This window comes from Streptomyces sp. CA-142005, from assembly GCF_050942335.1.
In the GTDB taxonomy this organism is placed as follows: domain Bacteria; phylum Actinomycetota; class Actinomycetes; order Streptomycetales; family Streptomycetaceae; genus Streptomyces.
This window is the reverse complement of the sequence record NZ_CP192078.1, coordinates 7,948,907-7,973,494: the sequence shown is the minus strand read 5'-3', so window position 1 is coordinate 7,973,494 and position 24,588 is coordinate 7,948,907. Positions and strand designations below refer to the sequence as shown.

Sequence of the window (24,588 nt, the reverse complement as noted above, 5' to 3'; positions counted from 1 at the left end):
TGCCTGCCCCTGTTGTGCCGGCCCGACCGCTCAGGTGCCGGTCGTCTCCGGAGTCGCCGCCTCGCCGCACCGCCGTTCCCGGGCGCCCTCACGGGTGCGGCCCGCGCTGACCAGACGGCGCGGGTTGCGGCGCAGATACTCACCCTCCAGCTGCGCCATGCGCTCGTTGTGGGTCCGCAGCGCGTCGTTCGAGCCGTACAGGAGGGTGTCGTGGCGCGTGCGGTGGATCGTCTCCAGCTCCTTCATGAGCTGCTGGTCGTCCAGTCGGTTGGGGTCGACTCCGTTCATGTGGTGCCCCGCTCGTCGTGTCCGTGTCCTTGGGTCTCGGCCCGGGTACCCGCCCGGCAGGCACTGCCCCCGAGGAGTTTCCGGAGGAATCCATGTTGCTCGCGTTCCTGAATCCACTGTACGAACATCCGGGGTCCTGGGCCTCCGCATACATCGACACCTCGATCCACACGGAGGACCAGCAGCAACGCCGTCATCTGACCGCGGAGGCGATCACCCGGGAGCTGGCCCGGCTGGGGGCGGACGAGCCCACCTGCCGGGCGGTGCACGACGCCCTGGAGGGTCTGCGGCACGCGCCGGAGCCCTACGGCCGGGCCGTCTTCGCCCGGGACGGCGAGGTGGTCCTGGAGGTACCGCTGACCCGGGGCCCGCAGGACGGCGAGGCGTACTGGGGTGCGCTGCCGCGGGTGACACCACTGCTGGACCTCGCCGGTGAGGACCCGCTGTCGCTGGTGGCCTACATCGACCGGACCGGAGCCCGCATCGAACTGCGCAGCGCGCTGCTGCACGAGGAGGCCGGGCAGGTGACGGGCCGGCAGTGGCCGATGCACCGGTCCAAGGCGTCCGACTGGTCCGAGCGGCACTTCCAGCTGAAGGTGGAGGACACCTGGGAGCACAATGCGCGTGAGGTCGCCGACGCGCTGGCCGCGTGCCAGGAGGAGACCGGCGCCGATCTGCTGATCCTGTGCGGGGACGACCGCGAGCGCAGGTCGGTGCACGAGCAGTTGCCGAAGGCACTGCAGGACCGTGTGATGGAGACGTCGCGCGGCAAGGACAGCGCGTTGCTGCCGCAGGAAGTGGAGGAGATACGCGCCCAGCACGTACGGCAGCGGATCCTGGCGGAGGTGGACCGGTTCCGTCAGGCGCGGACGCCCGACGAGGAGCGGCGGGCCGCGGCCGTCGAGGAGATGCCGCAGCTGATCGAGGCGGCGCGCGAGCACCGGCTGGCCGAGCTGCTGATCCGCCCGGACGCGCCCGACACGCAGCGCGAGGTGTGGATCGGCGAGGACCCGGACCAGCTGGCGGCCCACCGTTCGGAGCTGAAGGACATCGGCGAACGCCAGGCGTGGCCGGCCCGCGCCGACGACGCGCTGGTACGGGCGGCCGTGGTGACGAACGCTCCGGTGCTGTCGCTGACACCGATCCTGGAGGACGCCGGCGAGGAGGTCGCACCGGGCGGCATGGGCGCGCTGCTGCGCTGGAAGTGACGGACGGCCCGGGCGCGGGGCCGTATCCGGGCCGGATGCGCCCTGGTCCGGCGCTCCCTAGCGGACGCGCTCCACGCGGCGTTCGTCCCAGACCGGTTCCGGGGTCTCGCGGACGCGGCCGTCGGCGCCGAAGACCAGGTAGCGGTCGAAGGAACGGGCGAACCAGCGGTCGTGGGTGACCGCGAGGACCGTGCCCTCGAAGGCCTCCAGGCCCTCCTGCAGGGCCTCGGCCGACTCCAGGTCGAGGTTGTCGGTCGGTTCGTCCAGCAGCAGCGCGGTCGCGCCCGCCAGCTCCAGCAGCAGGATCTGGAAGCGGGCCTGCTGGCCGCCGGAGAGCCGGTCGAAGGGCTGCTCGGCCTGCTGGGTCAGCTCGTAGCGGCGCAGCCGGGACATGGCGGCGCCGCGGTCCTGGGAGTGCTCCTTCCACAGGATGTCGAGCAGCGTACGGCCCTGGAGTTCGGGGTGCGCGTGGGTCTGCGCGAAGTGCCCGGGAACGACGCGCGCGCCGAGCTTCCACTCCCCCGTGTGCGCGACGTCCTCGCCGGCCAGCAGGCGCAGGAAGTGCGACTTGCCGGAGCCGTTGGAACCGAGGACGGCGACCCGTTCGCCGTAGAAGACCTCCAGGTCGAACGGCCGCATGAGGCCGGACAGTTCGAGTCCCTTGCAGGTGACGGCCCTCACGCCGGTACGGCCGCCCTTCAGGCGCATCGTGATGTCCTGCTCGCGCGGCGGCTCCGGCGGCGGTCCGGCCTCCTCGAACTTGCGCAGACGGGTCTGGGCGGCCGCGTACCGCGAGGCCATGTCGTGGCTGACCGCGGCGGCCTGACGGAGACTCAGCACCAGCTTCTTCAGCTGGGCGTGCTTCTCGTCCCAGCGGCGGCGCAACTCCTCGAAGCGGGCGAAGCGTTCCCGGCGGGCCTCGTGGTAGGTGGCGAAGCCGCCGCCGTGCACCCAGGCGTCGGCTCCGGCCGGGCCCGGCTCCACGGAGACGATCTTCTCGGCGGCGCGGGCGAGGAGTTCACGGTCGTGGGAGACGAACAGGACCGTCTTGCGGGTCTCCCGCAGCTGTTCCTCCAGCCACCGTTTGCCGGGCACGTCGAGGTAGTTGTCCGGCTCGTCCAGCAGCAGCACCTCGTCGGTGCCGCGCAGCAGCGCCTCCAGCACGAGGCGTTTCTGCTCGCCGCCGGAGAGGGTGCGCACCTGGCGCCACTGGGCGCGCTCGTAGGGCATGCCGAGGGCCGCGGTGGTGCACATGTCCCACAGGGTCTCGGCCTCGTAGCCGCGTGCCTCGGCCCAGTCGGCGAGGGCCTGCGCGTATGCCAGCTGGGCGGCCTCGTCGTCGACGGTCATGATGGCGTGCTCGGCCTCGTCGACCGCCCTGGCCGCCTCGCGGATGCGGGGGACGGCGACGGAGACGAGCAGGTCGCGTACGGTCGTCTCGTCCCGTACGGAGCCCACGAACTGGCGCATCACACCGAGGCCGCCGCTGACGGTGACGGTGCCGCCGTGCGGCTTCAGCTCGCCGGAGATCAGCCGGAGCAGGGTCGTCTTGCCGGCGCCGTTCGGGCCGACCAGGGCGACGACGGCGCCTTCCCCGACCCGGAAGGACACGTCCCCGAGCAGGGTCCTCCCGTCGGGGAGGTGGTACTCGAGGTGCGCGGCTTCCAGATGTCCCATGGGCAGGCATTCTGCGGGGCGGCCCACGACGACGGCAAACCCTTATCGCGGGACTCCGCCACGTGCGCCGCTCCCGAGCGCACGGCGCCGCCCGCATCCACCCTCTCCGAACGGCTCCCCCACCGCTCCCTACCCGGCCGTATCCACCGGCTCCCCCGCCGGACCCGCCTCTCCCGCCGGCTCCACCGTGGCGCCCTCCCAGGACAGGGCCTTCCAGCCGTCGGACGGGGAGCCCTCCAGGACGACCACACCGGTGTTGCCCAGGGGACGGGCGGCGGCGAAGGCGACGTCGACGTTGTCGGCGCGGGTGGAGGTCCACAGGCGGATCGCGGCGCCGTGGCTGACCATGGCGACCGTGCCGGCACCGCTCGCGGCGGCCTCGGCCACCACGGCGTCGTACCGGGCCAGGGCCTCCTCGCCACTCTCCCCGCCGGGGATGCGCGGCGCGGTGTCGCCTGCCGCCCAGCCGAAGATCGTGCGCATGTACTCCCGGCCCTCGGCGGACTCGCCGGGCAGCATCTCCAGGTCGCCGGCGGACACCTCGCGGATGCCGTCGCGGACGATCACTTCGAGGCCCCGGGCGGCGGCCAGCGGGGCGGCGGTGAGCCGGGTGCGCAGCAGGGTGGAGGCGTAGAGGGCCTCGATGTCCTCGCCGGCGAGCGCCTCGGGCAGTGCGGCGGCCTGCGCCTCGCCCAGCGGGGTGAGCGCGGGGCCCGGGACCTTCGTGTCCAGCAGGTGGTGCACGTTGGACGGGGTCTCGCCGTGGCGGACGAGAAGCAGGCGCATCCGGGGGAATCTCCTCACGCGCCGGTGGCGGCCCGGCGCAGACGGGCACAAGAAACGGGCACTTCAGGGTAACCGGACCCCATGAGCCCAGACCTGGACCTGACCGACCTTGCCCTGACCGCGCGCTCGGCCGGCCGGGGCCCGCTGTGCCGGCTGCTGGATCTGGACGGCCGGCTGTTCGAGGCGGCCGCCACCTGGCACTGGCCCGGCGCCGAACGGGTGCTGCCCCGCCTCAGCCACAGCGCGAACCACGGGGTGCTGTGGTTCGCGACGGCCGCCGCGATGGCCGCGAGCCGCACCCCGAGGGCCCGCCGGGCGGCCGCCCGGGGCCTGGCCTCGCTGAGCCTGGCCTCGCTGACCATCAACACGATCGGCAAGCGCTCGGTGCGCCGGGCCCGGCCGGTGCTGGACCCGGTGCCGCTGGTGCGCCAGCTCAAGCGGCAGCCGATCACCACGTCGTTCCCGTCCGGGCACTCCGCGTCGGCGGCGGCGTTCGCGACCGGGGTCGCGCTGGAGTCCCCGGCGTGGGGCGCGGCACTGGCGCCGGTGGCGTTCTCGGTGGCGGCCTCCCGGGTGTACACCGGCGTGCACTTCCCGAGCGACGTGCTGGCCGGGGCGGCGCTCGGCGCGGGCGCGGCCTTCCTGCTGCGCCGGCTGATCCCGACTCGCGCCCAGGTGCGGCGGCGGTCCCGGCCGCGCGCGGCGGCGCCGGCGCTGCCGGAGGGCGAGGGTCTGGTGGTGGTCACCAACCGGGCCTCGGGGACGGCCGACCGGATCCGTGCGCTGCAGGGCGCGCTGCCGCAGGCCGAGATCGTCGAGTGCGCCCCGGAGGAGATCGGCGACGAACTGGCGAAGGCGGCGGCCCGCGCCCGGGCGCTCGGTGTGTGCGGTGGCGACGGCACGGTGAACGCGGCCGCGCGGGTCGCGCTCGGGCACGGGCTGCCGCTCGCGGTGCTGCCGGGCGGCACCCTGAACCACTTCGCCCTCGACCTGGGCGTGGAGGACGAGCGCGATCTGGCCCGTGCGGTCCGGCACGGGGAGGCGGTGCGGGTGGACGCGGTCCGCTATGTCGCCGGCGAGAGCGAGGGCCTGTTCCTGAACACGCTGAGCCTGGGCGTCTACCCGGAGCTGGTGCGCGTGCGGGACCGCTGGTCGCACCGGATCGGCGGGTGGCCGGCCGGGCTGCTGGGCGCGCTGCGGGTGCTGCGCGCGGACCGGCATCCGCTGGAGGTGGAGCTGGGCGGTGAGCGGCGGCCGCTGTGGCTGCTGTTCGTCGGCAACGGCGTCTACCACCGCATGGGCCTCGCGCCCGGCCGCCGTACCGATCTCGCGGACGGGCTGCTGGACGTGCGGGTGGTGCACGGCGGCCGGCGGCCCGCGCTGCGACTGCTGGCCGCGGCCGCGGCGGGCCCGCTGACGCGGTCCCCCGCCCACTCGGCGGTACAGGTGAACCGGCTCCGGCTGACCGGCGTCACGCCGGGCACCCCGATGGCGTACGACGGCGAGGTGACGGCCGTGTCCGGCGAGGTGACCCTGGAGAAGCTGCCGGAGGCCCTGACGGTCTACCGGCCGTCGAGCGCCACTTCTTGACGTCCGGTCAGGATGCCCGACTGTCCACATCATGAAACGACAGTCTCATCATTCGGCATGCGCGCGTACCGTGATGCGTACCACGGGCGACGAAGGTGAAGGGGAACAGCCATGCCGAAAGCGCAGGAGACCGCCGTCTACACGCACGGGCACCACGAGTCGGTGCTGCGGTCGCACACCTGGCGGACCGCGGCGAACTCCGCGGCCTATCTGCTCGGCTCCCTGAAGCCCCACATGAGGATCCTGGACATCGGCTGCGGGCCGGGCACCATCACGGCCGACCTGGCGGAACGGGTGCCGGACGGCCACGTCACCGGCGTCGACCACGCGCCGGGCATCCTGGAGCAGGCCCGGGCCACCGCCGCCGGTCGCGGCCTGGCCAACGTGGACTTCGCGGTCGCCGACGTGCACGCCCTGGACTACCCGGACGACACCTTCTGCGTGGTCCACGCCCACCAGGTGCTGCAACACGTCGGCGACCCGGTGCAGGCGCTGCGCGAGATGCGCCGGGTGACGAAGCCGGGCGGGTTCATCGCCGTACGCGACGCGGACTACGCGGCGATGACCTGGCACCCGCAGATGCCGGGCCTGGAGGAGTGGCTGGACCTGTACGAGCGGGTGGCCCGGGCCAACGGCGGCGAGCCCGACGCCGGGCGCCGGCTGAAGGCGTGGGCACTGGCCGCCGGGCTCACCGACATCACCGCCACCTCCAGCACCTGGACCTTCACCACGCCCGAGGAGCGGGCCTGGTGGAGCGGCCTGTGGGCGGACCGCACCCTGGCCTCCTCCTACGCCGAGCGGGCCACGCAGGGCGGGCACGCGACGGAGGAACACCTGCGGGCCGTGTCCGCGACGTGGCGGGAATGGGGCCGGCGGGAGGACGGCTGGTTCGCGGTCCTGCACGGGGAAATTCTGTGCCGTAAAGAAGCCTGATCCGCCGAATTCGGGAAACCCGGATTGCAGGAGGTTTTACTTATGGTTCCCATCCTGCTGGTACTGCTTCTGGCACTGCTTCTTTTCGGCGTCGGATTCGCGGTGAAGGTTCTCTGGTGGATCGCCCTGGTGGTTCTGGTCGTCTGGCTGCTGGGTTTCCTGGTCCGCGGCACGACTGCCGCCGGCGGCAGGGGCCGCTGGTACCGGTGGTGAGCTAGTCCCGGGGAAGCAGCGGTCCGAGCGGCCCGAGGTCCAGATTGAGGTCCTCGGGCCGCAGTCCGTAGCGCTCGCGCAGCTCGGCCATGCGCTCCTCCAGGAGCATCAGGGTGAGCCCGATGCGCTCCTCCTGCTCCTCGGTCAGCTCGCCGGTGTCGAAGCGGCGCACGGCCTGCCGTTCCATCAGCTGCCGGAGCAGTTCCACCACCGTGAGCACCAGTTTCACCAGGTCGCGCTCGACCGTGTCGGGCTCCAGGTCGAGCCGGTTGCGCGGGGTCACAGGATCTCCTCGAAGGGCGAGGGAACCGACTCGTTCACGGAGCTGATCAGCGCGTTCAGATCGATGCGGACCAGGTCGACGTCCGCGATCCGCAGGGTGATGTCCCCGGTGACGACGACTCCGCCGGCCAGCAGCCGGTCGAGCAGGTCGACGAGGGCGACCTCGCGCCGTTCCACGACGGTCACGGCGTCGCCTCCCCCGTGAACGAATAGGCGGCCCAGGGTCCGGTGAGTTCCACCCGGATTCCGGAAGTCTCGTCTTTCGTACGGTCCACCAGTTCCACGAATTCCTCGGAATGCGCACGCGGCACGAGATAAGCGGCGTTGAGAACATTCCGGCCGGGTTCGGCGGAAAGTGCGGAATTCTGCGGGGCGTGCAGCCGGGAATCCTCGGCGAGCCCGGAAAGACGCTCGTGCAGCGACCGGGCGAACGCCTCGGCCCGCTGCCACCGCTCCTCGGTCGCGTGGGTGCTCTCACGCCGCCGGCGCAGGTAGTCCCGGCCGCTCGCGGGCTGCGCGGCGGGGACAGGCTCGGTGGGCTCGGCGGGCTCGGCCTCCAGGTACACCTTCACTCCCCATTCCACCCGGCCCTCCAGCCGCTCCAGGATGCGCCGGAAGTCCTCCTCACGGGCCTCGATCATCATCCGCACCCCGCAGTCGTCCCGGAAGACGGTCGCGAGCCTCAGCGGCAGCGGGGTGGTGACCGTGGTGAGCGCGTCGATCACGCCCTGGTGCGCTCGGGCGGTGGCGGCCAGCCAGTCCAGGTCCTCCAGGTGCGCCTTCAGGGCCTCCTCACCGAAGTCCGCCGCCGGGACCTGGCTGACGACCGCGACCAGGTCGTGGTGGCGCAACAGCGCCGGCGGGGCACCGCCGACGCCGGTGAGTTGCGATTGCAGGGGGGTCCCGAAGGGGCGGCAGACGGCGTAGACGTAGCGCAGTCCTGTCACGGTGCCTCCTTCGGCACGCGGCCCGGCTCCAGCTCCTCCAGCCGGGCCAGCCGCTCTCTCAGCTCGGCGTTCTCCCGGGTCAGCGCGTCGCGGCGGGCCCGGGAGGAGAGCGCCGGGTCGCTCTCCCACCAGTCGATGCCCATCTCCTTGGCCTTGTCGACCGAGGCGACGATGAGCCGCAGCTTGACGGTCAGCAGTTCGATGTCGAGCAGATTGATCCGGATGTCACCCGCGATCACCACACCCTTGTCGAGGACGCGCTCCAGGATGTCGGCGAGGTTGGCCCCACTGCCCGAACCGTAGGGCTCGGGGAACCGGCTGGGCGTCGTCATCGACGGCTCCCGCGCTCGGCGTAGTCGGGCTCCTCTTCCTCGTACTCCTCGTCACTCTCGGCTTCGTCCTCGTAAGACCCTTCTTCCTCTTCCTCGTCCTCCTCAGGTTCCTCCTCGCCTTCTTCCTCCTCCTCAGGCTCCTCCCCCTCGCCTTCTTCCTCCTCCTCGGCCTCGTACTCCTCCGGCTCCCCCTCGTCCTCGCCGCGGGGCTCTTCGGACTCCTCCTCCGCCACCGCGTCCTCGTGACTGCGGGCCACCTCGCCGTCGCGGATCTCGCCGCGCCAGCCGTCCTCGGCCTCTCCCTTCAGGGTGATGAACCGGACGTAGTTCTTCAGGTCCAGCCTGACCCGCCGGCCCTGTGCGCGCCACAGATTGCCGGTCTTCTCGAACAGGCCGCTCGGGTAGTACTCGATGACCAGCAGGATCCGGGTGAGGTTCTCGCCCAGGGGGTGGAAGGTCACGACCCCCTTCGTGGTGCCCTTGGCGCCCTCCGATGTCCACTGGATGCGCTGGTCGGGCAGCTGCTCGGTGGTGTGTGCCTTCCAGCTGCGGCTGGACCAGAAGATCTTCGCCTGCCAGTCGCTGTGGGTGTCGTCGGCACGGCTCGCGCTCTTGACGCCCTTGGCGAAGGTGGAGAAGTCCTGGTACTGCGTCCACTGGTCGTAGGCGGTGCGCAGCGGCACGCCGACGTCGACCGACTCCATGATGACCGTCGGCTTGTTGCCGCCCCTGCTCTTCTTCCTGCCCTTGCCGCCCCCGAGGTTCTTGACCGCTTGCGTGACGTTGTCCTTGACGCGTGAGGCGCCCAGCTCCAGGGCGGAGCGCAGCGGCCCCTTGCCCTCGGCGATCTTGCGGCCCGCATCGAGCGCCAGCTTGGCGAACCCGGGGCTGTTGCCCTCCGCTATGTCGTTGAGCTTGACGGTGGTCTCGCCGAGCTTGTGTCCGAGGCCGCTGAGCATCCGTTCGGCCTGGGCGGCCAGGTATTCCTGTGCCTCTGCCTTCAGCCGGTCGGCGGCCTCGCTGTGGACGAGGTCCGTGAGCGGGTTGTCCTGCGCGGCCTTCGTGGCCCGCCCGGCCGTGGACGCCGCGGATCCGAGTGTGTCGGTCATCGGTCATCGCCGCCCTTCGACGTTCCGGCGCCACGGGCCTCGGCCGCCTTCTTCCCGGCCGTGCCCGTCTTCCTGGCCACCGCCTTCTTCGCGGGTGCCGTCTTCTTCGCCATGGCTTTCCGCCCGGCGGAGGCCTTCGTCGAGGCCTTCCCAGCCGCCTTCTTGCCGGAGGACTGCCGCCGGCGGGCCTGGCGGTCGTCGTCCTCCCGCTCCTGGTCGCCGCCATGCCGGGCCTCGCGGTCCCGGTCGTCGTCCTCGGGCTCCTCGTCCGAGCCCCCTGCGGGCAGCGCCCCGGACAGCTCGTCGCGGACATGCGCGGTACGGTCGTGCAGACGGTCGGCGAGCGCGCCCATCTGCCGCTCGACCATGGCCCCGGAAGCGGCCTTGCCGACGCCCCGCAGGTCCTCGCGCAGCTGGTCGCCTATCTCCTTGAACTGCGGGTTGTCACGCAGCTGCTGCCGCGCCATGGCGGCGAGCGCGCCGGGGCCGAGGTTCAGCTTCTTTCCCGCGACCAGGGAGCCGACCGCGACCGCCATCTTCAGCTTCTTCGTGCGCCCCAAGAGGTATCCGGCCCCTATGGCGAGGCCCAGTGCCGTTCGGTTCATCATCCCGTCCCCTCGCCTGTGGTACGGCCGGATCGCATTGCTGTCTCCAGCCGGTCGAGCAGCTCGTCCTCACACCGGTCGAACTCCTCCTCGGTGATCTCGCCCGCCTCCAGCCGCTCTTCCAGTCGCGCCAGTTCGGCCCGGACGGTGGCGGGGTCGTAGTAGATCCGTTCCGCCTCGCGGAGCACCTGGCCGATCGCCCACCCGGCACCACGCACCGGTGCGAACGGCAGCAGCAGCACCTCGCCGATCAGTCCCATGGGCTCCTCCTTCCGTCCGGGCCGTCCGGTCAGTGCGCCTCGCTGTCCGTGCCGGCCGGCTCGGCCGCCGGCTGGGCGGGACCGGGCTCGACGAAGCTGTACGGGGGCAGCGGGCCGTTGACGCGCAGTTCGAGGTGGGGGCGCTCGGCGCGGACCCGGTCGGCGGCCGCCAGGAAGTCGGTGGCAGCGTCCCGGGCGACCAGGAACGACACGTTGAGCAGCCAGCCCGTGGACTGCGGGCCGGCGCTGGCCGCGGCGGCGACCGGCTCCAGCACGGCCTGCACCGAGGCGGCGTCCTCGGCCTCCTTGGCCTTGACGGCGCTGGCGACCAGCTCGCCGAGGCGCAGTTTGTCGTCGTAGCTGCCGCCGCCCGCGCGCCGGTTCGCCTCGGCGAGGCTGCGCAGATCCGGGTTCTCGGCCATGACGAGATGCAGCACGGCCTCTTCGACATGGTTGGCCTTGACGTTGTACTCGACCTTGCCGTCGAGGGCCTTGAGACGCTCCAGATAGTGATCGGCGCGCTCGTCGAGCACATGGGCGACGGCATCGTCGTCGGAGGCCACGTTTCCGAACCGCATGGGGAGCACACAGCCGGCCGCGCCGACCTCGGCGAGGACGTTCTGGTGTGCGAGCAGGTCCCGGCGCTTGGCCCGCAGATCCTCGGGAGCGTCGCTGACCACGGCGGCCAGCTCGCCGGCCGTGATGACCCGCACCGGGCGGGGTGGCTCCCCCACACCGGTCATGCCCTCGGGCAGGGCCGGGTGCGTCCGGGCGGTGATCCCGTAGACGTAGGTGCTCACTCCTGCTCCTCCCTCCGACGGGCCGTGGCCTTACGGGGACGAGTCCGCTCCTCGCCCTCCTCACGGGCCTGCTTGAAGGCTTCGGAGATGGTCTCCGCGGCGCCGGACAGGGCGCCCTTGGACTTGCCGCGCGCGCCGGACTCGGTGATCTCGCCGACGAGGTCGGGCAGCCCCGGGGCCTTGTGGGGTCCTGCCTCCAGGTCGAGACGGTTGCACGCCTCGGCGAAGCGCAGGTATGTGTCGACGCTGGCCACGACGACCCGCACGTCGATCTTCAGAATCTCGATGCCGACCAGGGAGACCCGCACGAACGCGTCGATGACGAGCCCCCTGTCCAGGACGAGTTCGAGTACGTCGTAGAGGCCGCTGGTGCCGCCTCCGCCTCCGGTCTGCTGTGCCGGGACAACGGTCATACCGGCCGTTCCTCCTCGTGATTGGTCCGTGTCACGGTTGCGCTCCGCGGGCGCGGCGGGTGAGGCGACCTACCGGCCGCCGGGCCGGCGCGCGTCGGACCGCCCGCGTTCGTAGCGGTGAACGCGCCGGTAGCCGGTGAGCCGGCCCTCCTGGTCGAGATCGACCTGGTAGCTCGCCATCAGGCTCATGGTGTCCGGGACCCGAGCGAGTTCGAGAACCTCCATCTCGAGCGCCCATCCGTCCTCGGTCTGCTCGAAGGAGGTCACCGATTCGGGAGCGAGCCCGGTCAGCTCGGCGAGCTGGGCACGCGCCTGACGCAGCACGTCCATGGGTGTCGGCCGCCGCTCCTCCGCGTTGGTCCGCTTGTCTTGGTCGTGCGACTCCTGTGAGTCATGAGGTTTGTGCGAACTTTGTGAATGGGATGTGTTGTTTGTGTTCGACATGGTCACCTCTTCCTGCGGGTGGCCGCTCATCCCACGACCAAACCTTCAGGAGCGAATCTCCGCGAGACGCCGCCGGGCCGGGCCCAGGGCGCGGCCCCGGCCCGGCAGCTCCGACCAGGGGTCGGTGCCGGCCTGGTCGACGGCGTCGGCGATGGTCCAGCGGCGGGCGTCGAGCCCGGGGTCGTCCAGCTGCTCCCAGGCGAGGGGTACGGCGACGGGGGCGCCGGGGCGGGCGCGGACGGTGTAGGGGGCGACGGCGGTCTGCGCGTAGGCGTTGCGCTGCACATCGAGGTAGAGACGGTCGCCGCGGTCCTCCTTGCGGGCGGCTGTGGTGAGCCGGTCCGGATGCCGGTCGGCCAGCAACTCGGCCACGTCACGGGCGAATTCGCGGACCTCGTCGAAGTCCTGGCGGCCGTCGAGACGGACGACGAGATGCAGTCCGCGCGAGCCGGTGGTCATGGGGGCGGCGGGCAGCTGAAGCTCGTCCAGCAGCTCCCGCAGCAGGCCGGCCGTCTCCCGCACCGGGGTGAAGTCGTCGCCGGGAGGGTCGAGGTCGAAGACGAGCTGGTCGGGGTGGTCCGGGCCGCCGGCCCGGTCGGTGCGGGAGAGCCAGCGGTGCAGGGTGAGGCAGGCCTGGTCGGCGAGGTAGAGGAGGGTGGCGGTGTCGTCGCAGACGGCATGCGTGACCGTGCCGCCCTCCTTGGGGACCTCGGCGCGGGTGATCCAGTCCGGATAGTGCTTCGGGATGTTCTTCTGCATGAAGCGCTGCCCGTCGAGGCCGTCCGGATACCGCTCCAGCATCAGCGGACGGCCCCGCAGGTGCGGCAGCATGTACGGCGCGATCGACCGGTAGTAGTCGGCGAGATCGCCCTTGGTGTACTCCTCGGCGCCGGCGCCGCCCGGGAAGAGCACCTTCCCGGGCCGCTGGATCTCCACCGTGTGACGGCCCGCCCGTACGGTCCGGGCGTCCGCGTCCTTCATCGCACGACCGCCTCCTCCACCAGCAGCTTGGCCGCCGCCGCGATGCCCACGGCGTCGATGCCGGCCGCGTTCAGCTGCTCGTCGGGGGCGGCCGAGCCCGGCATGGTGCGCACCGCGAGCCGGACCAGCCGGGGCACGGGCCGGCCGTCGCCGAAGGCCTCCGCGACGGCGTCGCCGAGGCCGCCCTCGGCGTGGTGGTCCTCCACGGTGAGCAGACAGCCGGTCTCCTCGGCGGCCCGGTGCAGGGTGGCCGTGTCGACGGGCTTGACGGAGTACAGGTCGATCACCCGGACCCGGATGCCGTCCGCGGCGAGCCGGTCGGCGGCGGCCAGCGCCTCGGGCACGGTGACGCCGGCCGCGACGATCGTCAGCCGGTCCTCCTCGCCGGCGACGAGCGTCTTGCTGCCGCCCACCGGGAACTCCTCGTCGGGGCCGTAGATCACCGGCGTCTTGCCGCGTGAGGTGCGCAGATAGCGGATCCCGTCGAGACCGGCCATGGCCGCGACCAGCCGGGCGGTCTGGTTGGCGTCGCAGGGATACAGCACGGTCGAGCCGTACACGGCGCGGAACATCGCCAGGTCCTCCAGGCCCATCTGCGAGGGCCCGTCCTGGCCGATCGCGACACCGGCGTGCGAGCCGACCAGGTTGATGCCCGAGCCGCTGACGGACGCCATCCGCACGAAGTCGTAGGCGCGGGTGAGGAACGCGGCGAACGTCGAGGCGTAGGGCAGCCAGCCCCGCGCGGCCATGCCGACGGCCGCTGCGACCATCTGCTGCTCGGCGATGTAGCACTCGAAGAACCGGTCGGGATGGGCCTTGGCGAACTCCTCCGTGCGGGTGGAGTCGCCGACCTCGCCGTCCAGGGCGACGACATCGCCGCGCGCGCTGCCGAGTGCGGCGAGGGCCGCGCCGAAGGCGTCCCGGGTCGCGACCTGGTCGCCCTCGTCGTAGCGCGGCAGCTGCAGCACCTCGGTCGTCAGGTCGCGCAGCGCGGCGGCGGCCGGCGGTTCGTGGACCCGCACGTGCAGCCGGCGCGGCCCGCCGAGCTCGGCGACGGCCTCCTCGGCGTCCGGCACCGGCTTGCCGTGGTGGCCCTCCAGGTCCTCGACGGAGGCGACGCCCTTGCCCTTGAGGGTGCGGGCGAGGATCACCACGGGCTGCCCGGTCGTGGACAGCGCCTCGCCGTAGGCCCGGTCGATCTTGTCGACGTCGTGGCCGTCGATCTCGACGGTGTGCCAGTCGAAGGCCTGGAAGCGGCGGGCGTAGGCGTCCAGGTCGTGGCCGTGCCGGGTGGGGCCGCGCTGGCCGAGCCGGTTGACGTCCACGATCGCGATCAGGTTGTCCAGATGCTCGTGCCCGGCGTGTTCGGCGGCCTCCCACACCGAGCCCTCCGCCAGCTCGCTGTCGCCGCACAGCACCCACACCCGGTAACCGGTGCGCTCCAGCCGCTTGCCGGCCAGGGCGATGCCGACCCCGACCGGCAGGCCCTGCCCGAGGGATCCGGTGGCCGTCTCCACCCAGGGCAGCCGCCGGGGCGTGGGATGACCTTCGAGCCGGCTGCCGAGCTTGCGGAAGGTGAGCAGCTCGCCGTCCTCGATGGCACCCGCCGCCTTGTACGCGGCGTACAGCAGGGGCGAGGCGTGGCCCTTGGACAGCACGAAGCGGTCGTTGGCGGGGTGTTCGGGGCGTTCGAAGTCGTAGCGAAGATGGTTGGCGAGCAGCACGGCCATCAGATCGGCGGCGGACATCGAGGACGTGGGGTGCCCGGATCCCGCCGCGGCGGACGCCCGCACGCTGTCCACGCGCAACTGCTGTCCCAGTTCGGCGAGTTCGTCGGTGTTCATGGGTCTCCTTGCGGTGAGTCGAGGGGTACGGCCCGCGGGGTCACTCGGCGGCGGGGTCCGGGGGGTCGGTGCGCTTGACGGGGCCGGGGGCCGGGTGATCCGGGGCGTCGGTGCGCTTGACCGGGCCCGGGGCGGGGTGGTCCCCGCACCCGGCGTCCTGCTCCGCCGCTTCGGCCTGCCCCGCTCCGGCCGCCGCTTCCGCCGCCCCGGCCCGCTCGGGTCCATCCGGCCGTTTCGGCTCACCCGCCCGCTCGTGCCCGCCCGGTACGCGGGCCAGTTCCGGAGAGGCCGTGTCCAGGGGTACCGACCAGGAGCGTACGAGGCCCAACTGGACGCCCTGACGTGGCAGTACGGCGTCCAGCAGCCAGTCGGCGGCGACCCGGACGCGGTTGCCGGGCAGCGCCGCCAGGTGGTAGCCGCGGGTGACGGCACCGGCCGCCGGGCCGGACAGCGGGATGCCGAACGGGTTGGCGGCGGCCTGGATCCCGCCGAGGTCGACGGCGAAACCCAGGTCGCGGTGGCGGTAGGGCCGCCGGCGCCGGCCGAGGCCGAGCGAGGCGGCCACGTTCTCCCCGGCCACCCGGCCCTGCCGCCACGCGTGCTGGGCCGTCATCGGCGTGAAGGACCCCGGCTTCTCCAGGTCCGGTACGGCGGCCGCGTCCCCGCAGCTGAACACCTCCGGCCGGCCCGGCACCTGCAGATACGGGTCGACGATCAGCCGGCCCCGCTCCAGCGGCTGCCCGACCGCCTCCACCAGCGGGTCGGGCCGTACCCCGACACACCACACCAGCGTCCGGGACGCGACGAACTCGCCGTCGGTGAGCAGCACCCCGTCATGGGTGGCCTCCTTCACCGACGTCCCCATCCGCACGTCGACACCCCGCGCCCGCAGCACCCGGTCGGCCGTGCGGGACAGCCGCTCGTCCATCTCCGGCAGCACGCGCGGTGCCACGTCCAGCAGGATCCAGCGCGGCCGGAGCCCGGCGCACAGCGGATGCCGGCGGGCCAGCCGGTCGGTGAGCATCTGCATCTGCGCGGCCACCTCGGTGCCGGTGTAGCCGGCACCGACCACGACGAAGGTGCAGCGGGCCGCGCAGGCCTTCGGATCGTCCTCGCCGGCGGCCAGCTCCACCTGCCGGGTCACGTGGTCGCGCAGGTACAGCGCCTCGGGCAGCCCGCGGAAGCCGTGCGCGTGCTCGGCGACCCCGGGGACGGGCAGCAGCTTGTTGACGCTGCCGACACACAGCACCAGCCGGTCGTAGGCGAGGGTGCCGATGCCGCCCTCGGGGTCGGAGTAGTGGACCGTACGGCCGTCGAGGTCGACGTGGTCCGCCTCGCCGAGCACCATCCGCACCCCGTGCAGGGTGCCCGGCAGCGACACGGTGACCCTGCGGGCCTCCAGGATGCCGGCGGCGACCTGGGGCAGCAGCGGCAGGTACAGGAAGTAGTCGGTCGGGTTCAGCAGGGTGACGTCGGCCCGGTCCCGGGTCAGCCGGGCCAGTGTGCGGGCAGCCCGGTACCCCGCGAACCCGGCGCCGACGATCACGACATGGGGTCGGCTCACGGTGCGCCTCCGGCGGTGTGGCTCGTCCGAGGTTTTCCGCGTAACCGGGGCCGGGGCACCCAAACGCCGGGCGGGTCACCCGTACGCCGGTCGGAGCACCCGAACGCCGCGCCGCGCCCCCGGCGTTTCGCGTGCCCGGCCCCGGTTACCCGGCCCGGGACCGCACCCCACCAGCGTCGCCCGCGCGGAGGTTCCCCATGCCCGAGTACGGCTATTTCCTGGCGAGCGAGGAGCACAGCCCCGCCGGCCTCGTCGAGCAGGCCCGGATGGCCGAGCAGGCCGGCTTCCGCGCGCTGTGGATCTCCGACCACTTCCACCCGTGGAACGACGCGCAGGGACAGAGCGCGTTCGTGTGGTCGGTGATCGGCGCCCTGTCGGAGGCGGTGTCGCTGCCGATCGAGACGGCGGTGACCTGTCCGACCGTGCGGATGCATCCGGCGGTGACGGCGCAGGCCGCGGCGACCAGCGCGGTGCTGACCGAGGGCCGTTTCCGGCTGGGCCTCGGCACGGGAGAGGCGCTCAACGAGCACATCCTCGGCGACCGCTGGCCGCCCCTGCATGTGCGCCTGGAGATGCTGGAGGAGGCCATCCAGGTGATGCGCCGGCTGTTCACCGGCGAGGAGGTCAACCACCAGGGCACGCACTACACCGTGGAGAACGCCCGCCTCTACACCGTCCCCGAGGAGCCCGTCCCGATCGACATCTCCGGCTTCGGGCCGAAGGCGACGTCGCTGGCCGCCAGGGTGGGCGACGGGTACATCACGATGATGCCCGAGGAGGAGATGGTCACGCAGTTCCGCAAGGGCGGCGGCGGGGCGAAGCCGGTGAGCGGCGGCACGAAGGTCTGTTACGGCACCGATCGCGAGGAGTGCGTCCGTACGGTGCGCCGGCTCTGGTACAACGAGCTGCTGCCCGGCGAGATGGGGCAGGTGCTGCCCTCGCCGCGGCACTTCGAGCAGCTGCGGGAGCTGGTCACCGAGGACATGGTGCGGGAGAAGGTCGTGTGCGGGGACGACGCCGACCAGCACGTGGCCACGCTGACCGCGTTCGCCGACGCCGGATTCGACCGGGTGTACGTGAACCAGATCGGGCCCGATCAGAAGGGGTTCTTCGACTTCTACCGGACGAAGGTGCTGCCGCGGCTCGGGTGACGTCGGCGCGCTGTCGCCGGAAGCCCCGGGCCTCAGGCCCTGTGGTCCGGGGTGTCCGGAGGCTCCGCCGGCATCGGGGGGTACGGCATCCCGAGGCCGCTCGGCGGGGCGGCCGGTGCGCTGCCGCCGATGACGTGAGCCGGCGGCGAGGGGTGGCCGTGCCTGGGGTGGGCGGCGCCGCGCAGGGCGTAGGCCACCACACCCATGATCGCCGCCGTGATCAGGGCGGCGCCCCAGCCGGGCAGGCCGGTGGCCAGCGCCAGGCCCACCGCGAGGGCCAGCGCGGCGCCCGCGTACAGGGCGGCGGCACCGGAGGCGGCGTAGAGCACGGCGGTGCGGCGCTGCTTGCGGGACTGCTCGCGCAGTTCGTCGCGTACCGTCTCGCGTGCCACCTGTGCCAGCTCTTCGACCAGCTGCTTGTCCAGGTGTTCCAGGTGATCCAAACGGTCCATACCCTGCGGGTACCCGGAGGTCACGGCGGGTAACGCGGGCGCCCTGCACGCCCCGGACCGCCCCAACTAGGCTCGGCGGCATGGAGATTCTGGGCGCCTCGCTGCGCATCTGCGTCGACGACCTCGAGACCGCGGTCCCCTTCTACGAGCGGCTGGCCGGCGGCAGAGCCCTGCGTTTTGAGCGCGGCGGGGTCCAAGTCGCCGCGATCGGCTCCTTCCTGCTGATGAGCGGCCCGGAGGCGGAGCTGGAGATCCTGCGCAAAGTGGCCGCGACCATCGCCGTCGAGGACGTGGACGAGGCGCACCGGCTGCTGACCGACCTCGGCGCCCGGATCATCGCGGGGCCGGTGCCGACCCCGGTGGGCCGGAACCTGCTCGCGATGCATCCGGACGGGTCGGTGTTCGAGTACGTCGACCAGCGGGGCTGAGCCGGTCAGAGGGCGTCGGGCCGCATCCGGAAGTCGTACCGGTCGGGCAGCGGCTCCTCGGTGAGCCGGGCCCACAGGCGGCCCAGCACCTCCTCGCCCTCCCGCAGGTCGGCGACTTCGAACCCGGCGTCGAAGACGGCCCGCGCCTCGCTGGGCCGTCCCTCGGCGAGCAGCAGTTCGGCCTCCAGCAGCCGGAACCGGCCGCGCTCGCGGACGGCGGGCAGCAGCCGGTCCCAGACCGCGCGGGCGTCCGCCGTACGCCGCACCCGGAGCAGTGCCTGCAGGGTCTCCCGGCCGAGCGCGGCCACCGCGGCCGTCCACGCCTCACCCTCGTCACGCCGCTCCCGGCACAGGTCGTCGAAGGCGTCCGCGTACCGTTCGGCGGCCCGTTCGTGGTGGCCGGACTCCTCGTCGGCGACGGCCAGGCAGCGCAGCAACGGCCAGAGCGACGGGGCGAGTTCGAGGGCGCGTTCCCAGCTGCGGACGGCCTGGGCGCGGTCTCCGGCGTGCCACTGGGCGACGCCGAGGTGGTACTCGGTGTGCGGACCGGCGGGCGCGGTCTCCAGCATGTCCCGCCAGTGCGGGGCGACGAGGGTCTCGCCGGGCGGGCGTACCCGGCGCGGCTCCGGCAGGGAGCCGGTGCGCAGCAGTTCCCGCCAGGGCGCCTGTGCCTCGCCGAGGGTGGACTCGGGGAACGGGGTGCCGGGCAGTTTCCAGTCGGCGCGCAGCACTTCGAGCGCACCCCAGCCGGATCCGGCGGCCAGGATCTCGCCGGGCTCGGTGTCGGCGCACGGCCGCCATGCCGCGTACGCCTCCTCCACCCGGGCCCGCGGCAGGACCGACTCCAGCCGTTCCTCGGCGCCCCGGAGCACCTGGGTCCACTCCCCCTCGGGCGGTGCGTCGAGCGGGCCGTACGCCTCCAGCCAGGACACCTCGCTCTCGGCCTCCAGCCGGACGTGTTCCAGCTGGGTGCGGGCGAGTCCGGCCTGGATCTCGCAGTAGCCGCCGGTGCCGGGTTCGGTCAGCCACTCCTGCCAGCGCCGGCCGCCGGGCAGGTGGCCCCACACGAAGAGCTTGCGGCCGCGCAGGACGTCGGTGGAGGTCTGCACCAGACCGTGGCCCTCGGCGTCGAGCGCGGCGATCCAGCGGCGGCGGCCGTCCGGCACCTCGTAGAAGTAGTCGGCGGCATAGGGGCTGTTGAGGGGTCGGGTGCGGTCGATGCCGTCGTACGCCGGGACGGGCACCCGGCGCAGCCGGCGCTCGTAGCCGAAGTGCCAGGCCTCCTCGGCGGGGGCGAGAACGCGGACCTCCTCCGGCACGGCGATGTTGGACCACCAGTAGGTCGGCACCGGGCGCTCGTGCGGGTTGCGGACGCGGACGCCGACGTAGAGGAAGTCGGAGCCGTCGGGCAGCCACAGGTCGACCTGGAACGGCAGGTCCCGCAGCCGCTCCCACTCCCACAGGCGCAGCATCTCGCCGCCGTCGGGGGCGGGGACGCGGGCGGCGTGCAGGGGTGCGCAGGAGAGGGTGGTGTGTCCGGTGGCGCCGATGTTCCACTCCACGCCGCCGGAGTACCAGGCGCCGTTGAGGGCGAAGTTGGCCGGCTGGAACACCGGGTTGGGGTAGAGGAGTTCGCGTCCGGTGGGCAGGTGGAGCAGGGACGCGATGCGGCCGCCGAGGCCGGGCAGGACGGTGGCGCGCAGCCGGTCGTTCTCGATCACCAGGGCGTCGAGGTCGCGGGGCTCGCGGTTTCTGTCGTAGCCGTCGCGGATGCGGACCGGGAGCAGGCTGCGCAGCGGCTCGTACCCGAGCTGGCGGGCCATGTCCCTGGGCATGCCGTCCCGGTCGCGGTCGTCGATGCGGTGGACCTCGTCGAGCGGGCGCAGTGGGGGCAGCGGGTTGTCCGGGCCCAACCGCCCGGCGGGCAGCGTCAGTACCTCACGTCGGATCCTCGTCACGATCACCATGGAACCCGGCGAGGGCCCGGTCGGCCAGGGGATGTGCCGGTCAGGATTGCGCAAAGGGTGTGTTCAGGCGGTGGTGTCGCGCATCTCGGCAGTGAGCGCCCAGCGTTCGTGGTCGCGCCAGGCGCCGTCGATGTGGAGCATGGCCGGGGAGAATCCCTCCAGCCGGAAGCCGGCGCCGCGGGCCAGCGCGATGGAGGCGGTGTTCTCGGGCTGCACGTTGATCTCCAGCCGGTGCAGCCCGAGCGGGCCGAAGGCGTACCCGATGACCAGGTCGAGACCCTCGCGCATGAGGCCGCGCCCGGCGGCGTGCGCGAAGGCCCCGTAGCCGAGGGCACCGCACTGGAAGCCGCCGCGCACGATGTTGTTGATGTTGATGAACCCGGCGATGTCCCCGCTGTCCTTCTCGCACACCAGGAAGCCGGCCTTGGTGGGGTCCTCGATCAGCGGGCGCGCGTAGGCGGCGTAGGCCTCGTCGTTGTCCGGCGGGAACAGCCAGGGCCGGTGCAGGTCCTTGCTCTCCCGGGCACGCGCGGTGAACTCGGGTCCGTCGTCGAGGCGGAAGTGGCGGATGGCCACGCGGGGCCCCTCGGCGAGGTAGTGGGGTGCGGTGTGCGGCATCGGGCCAGCGTACGGCGTACCCGCCCGCGCCGCCTGCGGAAATCCCCCCGGGCGGCGCCCAGGATTCCACCGACACCGACTCAGGCAACCCCCCTGAGCCGACACCACGAACTCACCCAGCCGACCCTGCAATCCACCCAGCCGGGCGCCCCGGCAGATCCGCCCGGCCCCCGGCTCCGGGAGCCCGCCTCGGCCGACACCTCGGCCTCGCCCGACCGGCCTGCAATCCACCCAGCCCGGCGCCCAGCAGATCCGCCCGACCCGGCCCCAGGCATGCCAGCCAGCCCAGTTCCTGACATCCCGCCGAACCCGGCTCCAGCAGATCCGCCCGGCCCGGCCCCTGACACCCCACCCAGCCCGGCTTCAGCACATCCGCCTAGCCCGGCCCCAGCCGATCCACCCAGCCCAGCTCCAGCAGTTCCGCCCAGCCCAGCTCCAGCCAGATCCGCCCAGCCCAGCTCCTGACATCCCGGCCGGCCCGGCTCCTGACATCCCACCCAACTCGGCTCCAGCAGATCCGCCCAGCCCGGCTCCCGACACCCCGGCCAGCCCGGGCTCCAGCAGATCCGTCGGCCCCGGCTCCGGGAACCCGTCCGGGCCGACACCACGAACTCACCCAGCCGAACCTCAGCAGATCCTCCCGACCCGACACCACGATCCCGCCCGATCGGCCCTGCAATCCACCCAGCCCAGCCCAGCCCAGCCGATCCGCCCGGCTCGTAGAATCCGTCCGGTACTGGCCCGTGCCGCAGGCTGTGGCACGTGTCAGGTGCTGGTCAGCCTGTGTGCGCGGGTTGATCGACCAGGAGTCAGTGCCTGCCCTCAGCGCAGTGCGGGCTCCTCCAGGGTCAACGTGCCCGTGTTCGCGTCGAGTTCCGCCGGGACGCCGAAGGGGATCGTCAGCGCACCCGCGCAGTGACCGAAGCCGAACTCCTCCGCCACCGGTACGCCGAGCGCGCCGAGCCGGTCGGCCAGCAGTGGCCGCACCTCGGCGTAGTCCGGGCAGTCTTCCCAGGAGCCGAGCAGCACCCCGCGCACCCCTTCCAGCCAGCCCGCGCGCAGGAGTTGGGTGAGGTAGCGGTCCAGCCGGTAGGTGTCCTCGCCCACGTCCTCCAGGCACAGCAGCCCGCCGGCCGCCGAAGCACGCGAGTGCGGGGTGCCCAGCTCCGCGGCGAGCAGGCTCAGGCAGCCGCCGAGAGTGACCCCGCGGGCCCGGCCGGGCACCAGGGCCCGGCCGCCGGAGGCGATGGTGCGGACCGTCTCCGGAGCGAACAGCGTGTCCCGCAGATGCTCCTGTGCCCGGGCGTTCTTGACGAAGTCGACGCCGGCCGCCATCGGCCCGTGCAGCGTGGCGAGCCCGAGGCGGGTGGCGAAGGCCTCGTGCAGCACGGTGATGTCGCTGAAGCCGACGAAGACCTTCGGCCCGGCCGCCCGCATGGCGTCCCAGTCCAGCAGGTCGATCATGCGCTGCGCCCCGTACCCGCCGCGGGCGCACAGCACCGCGGCGACGGACGGGTCGCACCAGGCGTTCTGCAGGTCGGCCGCGCGGTCGGCGTCCCGGCCGGCCAGATAGCCGAAGTCCCCGTGCCGGTCGAGCACATGGGGTGCCACGACCGGATCCAGGTCCCAGCCGCGCAGCACGTCGAGCCCCGCCTGGAGCCGCTCCTCGGGGACCGGCCCGCTGGGGGCGACGACGGCCACCCGGGCGCCCGGGGCCAGCCGCTCCGGGCGCGTCAGTTCCTTCACGTGTGCAGCTCCAGTCTCGGCACATCGGGCACGTCCAGCTTGAACACCTGGGCGTACAGGGAGAGTTCCGCCTCCAGGGCGCGGACCATGGTCTCCGCCCGCCGGAACCCGTGCCCCTCCCCCTCGAAGGTGAGGTAGGCGTGCGGCACGTCCCGGCCGGCGATCCGGGCGAGGAAGCGTTCGCACTGGGCGGGCGGGCAGATCACGTCGTCCAGGCCCTGGAGGAGCAGGAAGGGCGCGGTGAGCCGGTCGGCGTGGGTGGTCGGCGAGCGCTCGGCGTACCGGGCGGGCACCTCGGCGAGCGGGCCGATCAACGACTCCAGGTAGCGGGACTCGAAGTCGTGGGTCTCGCCCGGGCCCCAGGTGGCCAGGTCCAGGACGGGGTAGATGATGGTGCCGCAGGCGTAGACGTCGGTCGTGGTCAGGGACGCGGCGGTGGTCCAGCCGCCCGCGCTGCCGCCCCGGATCGCGAGCCGGGCGGGATCGGCGGTGCCCTCGTCGGCGAGGGCACGGGCGACGGCCGCGCAGTCCTCGACGTCGACCACGCCCCACTGCTCGCGCAGCCGCTCGCGGTAGGCCCGGCCGTATCCGGTGGAGCCGCCGTAGTTCACCTCCGCGACGCCGATGCCGCGCGAGGTGAAGTAGGCGATCTCCAGGTCCAGCACGAGCGGCACCCGGCTGGTGGGACCGCCGTGCGCCCAGATGACGTAGGGCGGCGACTCGCCGTCGGGTGCGGCGTGGTGGGGGTGGTGCGGCGGGTAGACGTGGGCGTGCACCTCGCGGCCGTCGGGGCCGGTGAAGACGCGGATCTGCGGCTCCGGGTAGTACGCGGGATCGACGGCGTCCCGGTGCCGGGCGCCGATCGCGCGGGCCCGGCCGGTGACGGTGTCCAACTCGACCACCTCGAAGGCGGTGCGCGGGCTGGCCCCGACCCCGACCACCCGGGCGCCGTGGGTCGCGAGATGGGCCGGGAACTCGGTCCACGGGCCGGCGGCGTCGACGATCTCGCCGGATTCCGGATCCAGGATGCCGAGTACGGCCGCCCCCTTGCCGTGGACGACCGCGATCAGCCCGTTGTCGAGGGGCGCGAACCAGCGCAGGCCGAGCTGCCACAGGGGGCCGCCGAACTCCTCGTCGCGCGGGCACAGCGGGGTACCGTCGCGGTAGAGGTTCCACCATCCGCTGCGGTCGCTGCTGTAGAGCAGCCTGCCGTCCGCGGTCCACTCCACCTGGGCGACGGCCTCGTCCGGTCCGCCGGCGACGGTACGCGCGTCCCGCAGCGTGCCGTCGTCACCGATGTCGGCCACGAGCAGTTCCGTGCCGTCCCACGGCATGCGCGGATGGTCCCAGGCGAGCCAGGCGGCGTGCCGGCCGTCGGGGGCGAGGCGGGCCCCGGTGACGAACCGGTGCCGGCCGTCGCTGAGTTCCCGGACGGCGCCGCGGTCCTCGGCGGCCGAGCCGTCCAGCGGTACGGCGGCGAGGACGCGCCGAACGTCACCGGGACCGTCCCCGGTGAACTCCTCCAGCACGCACCACACCTCGCCGCGCTCCACGTCCACGCGCGGTTCGGCCCACCGCAGCCCGCCGCCCACGGCCGACACCGGGGTCAGCGGGCGCGGCTCGCCGCCGGGTTCGTACCGGTAGAGCCGCTGGTCGGCGAAGTGCACGAAGACGACGAGGGGTTGCCCGTCGCGTTCCACCCCGGCCCAGGGCCGGCCGCCGTACTCGATGACCCGGCTGCGCACGTTCCAGGGCGCGGGCAGCACCGATTCCTCGGTTCCGTCGGTGCGGCGGCGCACCAGGGCGCGGCGGCCGCCCTCGGTCGGCCGGGGTTCGGTCCACCAGGTCTCGTCCCCGACGAAGCCCGGCCACTCCGGCCGGCCGTCGTGTGCGGCGGCCAGGGCCGCGTCGACGGGCGACGGCCAGGATCCGTAAGGCGTCTTGAGCATG

The 24,588-nt window shown here is 73.0% G+C and carries 27 protein-coding genes; 6 read left to right on the top strand and 21 right to left on the bottom strand.

Features of this window, described 5'->3' with window-relative positions:
- Window positions 1-30: 30 nt before the first annotated feature.
- Window positions 31-288 (bottom strand): DUF6158 family protein, encoded by a 258-nt coding sequence (locus tag ACQPXS_RS37155; protein WP_433453854.1) that lies wholly within the window; start codon window positions 286-288, stop codon window positions 31-33.
- A 92-nt stretch (window positions 289-380) separates the two neighbouring features.
- Here ACQPXS_RS37155 and ACQPXS_RS37150 point away from each other — a divergent pair, with 92 nt between their 5' ends.
- Window positions 381-1,496, top strand: coding sequence for a Vms1/Ankzf1 family peptidyl-tRNA hydrolase (locus ACQPXS_RS37150; RefSeq protein ID WP_433453853.1), 1,116 nt, complete (start codon window positions 381-383; stop codon window positions 1,494-1,496).
- A 57-nt stretch (window positions 1,497-1,553) separates the two neighbouring features.
- Here the strand turns inward: ACQPXS_RS37150 and ACQPXS_RS37145 are convergent, their stop codons facing one another.
- The gene (locus ACQPXS_RS37145; protein WP_433453852.1) at window positions 1,554-3,173 is read right to left on the bottom strand and encodes an ABC-F family ATP-binding cassette domain-containing protein; all 1,620 of its coding nucleotides are present in this window, start codon (window positions 3,171-3,173) and stop codon (window positions 1,554-1,556) included.
- A 129-nt stretch (window positions 3,174-3,302) separates the two neighbouring features.
- Window positions 3,303-3,959: a histidine phosphatase family protein gene (locus ACQPXS_RS37140; RefSeq protein WP_433453851.1), complete on the bottom strand. Its 657-nt coding sequence runs from the start codon at window positions 3,957-3,959 to the stop codon at window positions 3,303-3,305.
- 81 nt (window positions 3,960-4,040) lie between these two features.
- Between ACQPXS_RS37140 and ACQPXS_RS37135 the strand changes: the two genes are divergently transcribed.
- The 3 genes from ACQPXS_RS37135 (at window position 4,041) to ACQPXS_RS37125 (ending at window position 6,695) form a co-directional block, all read left to right on the top strand.
- Window positions 4,041-5,549, top strand: coding sequence for a bifunctional phosphatase PAP2/diacylglycerol kinase family protein (locus ACQPXS_RS37135; RefSeq protein WP_433453850.1), 1,509 nt, complete (start codon window positions 4,041-4,043; stop codon window positions 5,547-5,549).
- A 111-nt stretch (window positions 5,550-5,660) separates the two neighbouring features.
- On the top strand, window positions 5,661-6,482 hold the full coding sequence (locus tag ACQPXS_RS37130; RefSeq protein WP_433453849.1) for a class I SAM-dependent methyltransferase: 822 nt from the start codon (window positions 5,661-5,663) through the stop codon (window positions 6,480-6,482).
- Between the two features lie 42 nt (window positions 6,483-6,524).
- On the top strand, window positions 6,525-6,695 hold the full coding sequence (locus tag ACQPXS_RS37125; protein WP_351803637.1) for a hydrophobic protein: 171 nt from the start codon (window positions 6,525-6,527) through the stop codon (window positions 6,693-6,695).
- A gap of 1 nt (window position 6,696) precedes the next feature.
- On the opposite strand, the gene ACQPXS_RS37120 is transcribed toward ACQPXS_RS37125, so the two are convergent.
- The 13 genes from ACQPXS_RS37120 to ACQPXS_RS37060 form a co-directional block, all read right to left on the bottom strand.
- Window positions 6,697-6,978, bottom strand: coding sequence for a gas vesicle protein K (locus ACQPXS_RS37120; RefSeq protein WP_069777790.1), 282 nt, complete (start codon window positions 6,976-6,978; stop codon window positions 6,697-6,699).
- The gene (locus tag ACQPXS_RS37115) at window positions 6,975-7,163 is read right to left on the bottom strand and encodes a gas vesicle protein (protein ID WP_356311891.1); all 189 of its coding nucleotides are present in this window, start codon (window positions 7,161-7,163) and stop codon (window positions 6,975-6,977) included. The genes ACQPXS_RS37120 and ACQPXS_RS37115 overlap by 4 nt, the downstream gene beginning before the upstream one ends.
- Complete coding sequence (locus ACQPXS_RS37110) at window positions 7,160-7,924, bottom strand: GvpL/GvpF family gas vesicle protein (protein WP_433453848.1); 765 nt, start codon at window positions 7,922-7,924, stop codon at window positions 7,160-7,162. The genes ACQPXS_RS37115 and ACQPXS_RS37110 overlap by 4 nt, the downstream gene beginning before the upstream one ends.
- Window positions 7,921-8,256, bottom strand: coding sequence for a gas vesicle protein (locus tag ACQPXS_RS37105; RefSeq protein ID WP_351803643.1), 336 nt, complete (start codon window positions 8,254-8,256; stop codon window positions 7,921-7,923). Before ACQPXS_RS37105 ends, ACQPXS_RS37110 begins: the two co-directional genes overlap by 4 nt.
- Window positions 8,253-9,365, bottom strand: a complete 1,113-nt coding sequence (locus ACQPXS_RS37100) for an SRPBCC family protein (protein WP_433453847.1) — start codon at window positions 9,363-9,365, stop codon at window positions 8,253-8,255. Before ACQPXS_RS37100 ends, ACQPXS_RS37105 begins: the two co-directional genes overlap by 4 nt.
- Window positions 9,362-9,970, bottom strand: a complete 609-nt coding sequence (locus tag ACQPXS_RS37095; RefSeq protein WP_433456134.1) for a DNA primase — start codon at window positions 9,968-9,970, stop codon at window positions 9,362-9,364. Before ACQPXS_RS37095 ends, ACQPXS_RS37100 begins: the two co-directional genes overlap by 4 nt.
- Window positions 9,970-10,230 carry a gas vesicle protein GvpG gene (locus ACQPXS_RS37090; protein WP_365329416.1) on the bottom strand — a complete coding sequence of 87 codons (261 nt, stop codon included), beginning with the start codon at window positions 10,228-10,230 and terminating at the stop codon, window positions 9,970-9,972. The genes ACQPXS_RS37095 and ACQPXS_RS37090 overlap by 1 nt, the downstream gene beginning before the upstream one ends.
- Before the next feature lie 29 nt (window positions 10,231-10,259).
- Window positions 10,260-11,030: a GvpL/GvpF family gas vesicle protein gene (locus ACQPXS_RS37085; protein WP_433453846.1), complete on the bottom strand. Its 771-nt coding sequence runs from the start codon at window positions 11,028-11,030 to the stop codon at window positions 10,260-10,262.
- Window positions 11,027-11,443: a gas vesicle structural protein GvpA gene (locus ACQPXS_RS37080; protein WP_433453845.1), complete on the bottom strand. Its 417-nt coding sequence runs from the start codon at window positions 11,441-11,443 to the stop codon at window positions 11,027-11,029. Before ACQPXS_RS37080 ends, ACQPXS_RS37085 begins: the two co-directional genes overlap by 4 nt.
- Before the next feature lie 69 nt (window positions 11,444-11,512).
- Window positions 11,513-11,887, bottom strand: a complete 375-nt coding sequence (locus ACQPXS_RS37075) for a gas vesicle protein (protein WP_365329606.1) — start codon at window positions 11,885-11,887, stop codon at window positions 11,513-11,515.
- Window positions 11,888-11,932: 45 nt separating this feature from the next.
- Window positions 11,933-12,868 (bottom strand): non-homologous end-joining DNA ligase, encoded by a 936-nt coding sequence (gene ligD, locus ACQPXS_RS37070; RefSeq protein ID WP_433453844.1) that lies wholly within the window; start codon window positions 12,866-12,868, stop codon window positions 11,933-11,935.
- On the bottom strand, window positions 12,865-14,712 hold the full coding sequence (locus ACQPXS_RS37065) for a transketolase (RefSeq protein ID WP_365329424.1): 1,848 nt from the start codon (window positions 14,710-14,712) through the stop codon (window positions 12,865-12,867). The genes ligD and ACQPXS_RS37065 overlap by 4 nt, the downstream gene beginning before the upstream one ends.
- Before the next feature lie 40 nt (window positions 14,713-14,752).
- Window positions 14,753-16,276 carry an NAD(P)/FAD-dependent oxidoreductase gene (locus ACQPXS_RS37060; protein ID WP_433453843.1) on the bottom strand — a complete coding sequence of 508 codons (1,524 nt, stop codon included), beginning with the start codon at window positions 16,274-16,276 and terminating at the stop codon, window positions 14,753-14,755.
- 197 nt (window positions 16,277-16,473) lie between these two features.
- Between ACQPXS_RS37060 and ACQPXS_RS37055 the strand changes: the two genes are divergently transcribed.
- Entirely contained in the window at window positions 16,474-17,427 is a 954-nt protein-coding gene (locus ACQPXS_RS37055) for an LLM class F420-dependent oxidoreductase (protein ID WP_433453842.1), read from the top strand.
- Between the two features lie 32 nt (window positions 17,428-17,459).
- Here the strand turns inward: ACQPXS_RS37055 and ACQPXS_RS37050 are convergent, their stop codons facing one another.
- Window positions 17,460-17,879 carry a phage holin family protein gene (locus tag ACQPXS_RS37050; RefSeq protein ID WP_433453841.1) on the bottom strand — a complete coding sequence of 140 codons (420 nt, stop codon included), beginning with the start codon at window positions 17,877-17,879 and terminating at the stop codon, window positions 17,460-17,462.
- An 80-nt stretch (window positions 17,880-17,959) separates the two neighbouring features.
- On the opposite strand from ACQPXS_RS37050, the gene ACQPXS_RS37045 reads away from it, so the two are divergent.
- A complete protein-coding gene (locus tag ACQPXS_RS37045; RefSeq protein ID WP_356311876.1) occupies window positions 17,960-18,307 on the top strand; it encodes a VOC family protein in 348 nt (115 codons plus the stop codon).
- A gap of 5 nt (window positions 18,308-18,312) precedes the next feature.
- On the opposite strand, the gene ACQPXS_RS37040 is transcribed toward ACQPXS_RS37045, so the two are convergent.
- The 4 genes from ACQPXS_RS37040 to ACQPXS_RS37025 form a co-directional block, all read right to left on the bottom strand.
- Window positions 18,313-20,274, bottom strand: a complete 1,962-nt coding sequence (locus ACQPXS_RS37040; protein WP_433453840.1) for a DUF5107 domain-containing protein — start codon at window positions 20,272-20,274, stop codon at window positions 18,313-18,315.
- Window positions 20,275-20,337: 63 nt separating this feature from the next.
- Complete coding sequence (locus tag ACQPXS_RS37035; protein WP_351803669.1) at window positions 20,338-20,892, bottom strand: GNAT family N-acetyltransferase; 555 nt, start codon at window positions 20,890-20,892, stop codon at window positions 20,338-20,340.
- An 822-nt stretch (window positions 20,893-21,714) separates the two neighbouring features.
- The gene (locus tag ACQPXS_RS37030) at window positions 21,715-22,638 is read right to left on the bottom strand and encodes a S66 peptidase family protein (RefSeq protein ID WP_433453839.1); all 924 of its coding nucleotides are present in this window, start codon (window positions 22,636-22,638) and stop codon (window positions 21,715-21,717) included.
- Window positions 22,635-24,587 (bottom strand): prolyl oligopeptidase family serine peptidase, encoded by a 1,953-nt coding sequence (locus ACQPXS_RS37025; protein WP_433453838.1) that lies wholly within the window; start codon window positions 24,585-24,587, stop codon window positions 22,635-22,637. The genes ACQPXS_RS37030 and ACQPXS_RS37025 overlap by 4 nt, the downstream gene beginning before the upstream one ends.
- Window position 24,588 lies beyond the last annotated feature (1 nt).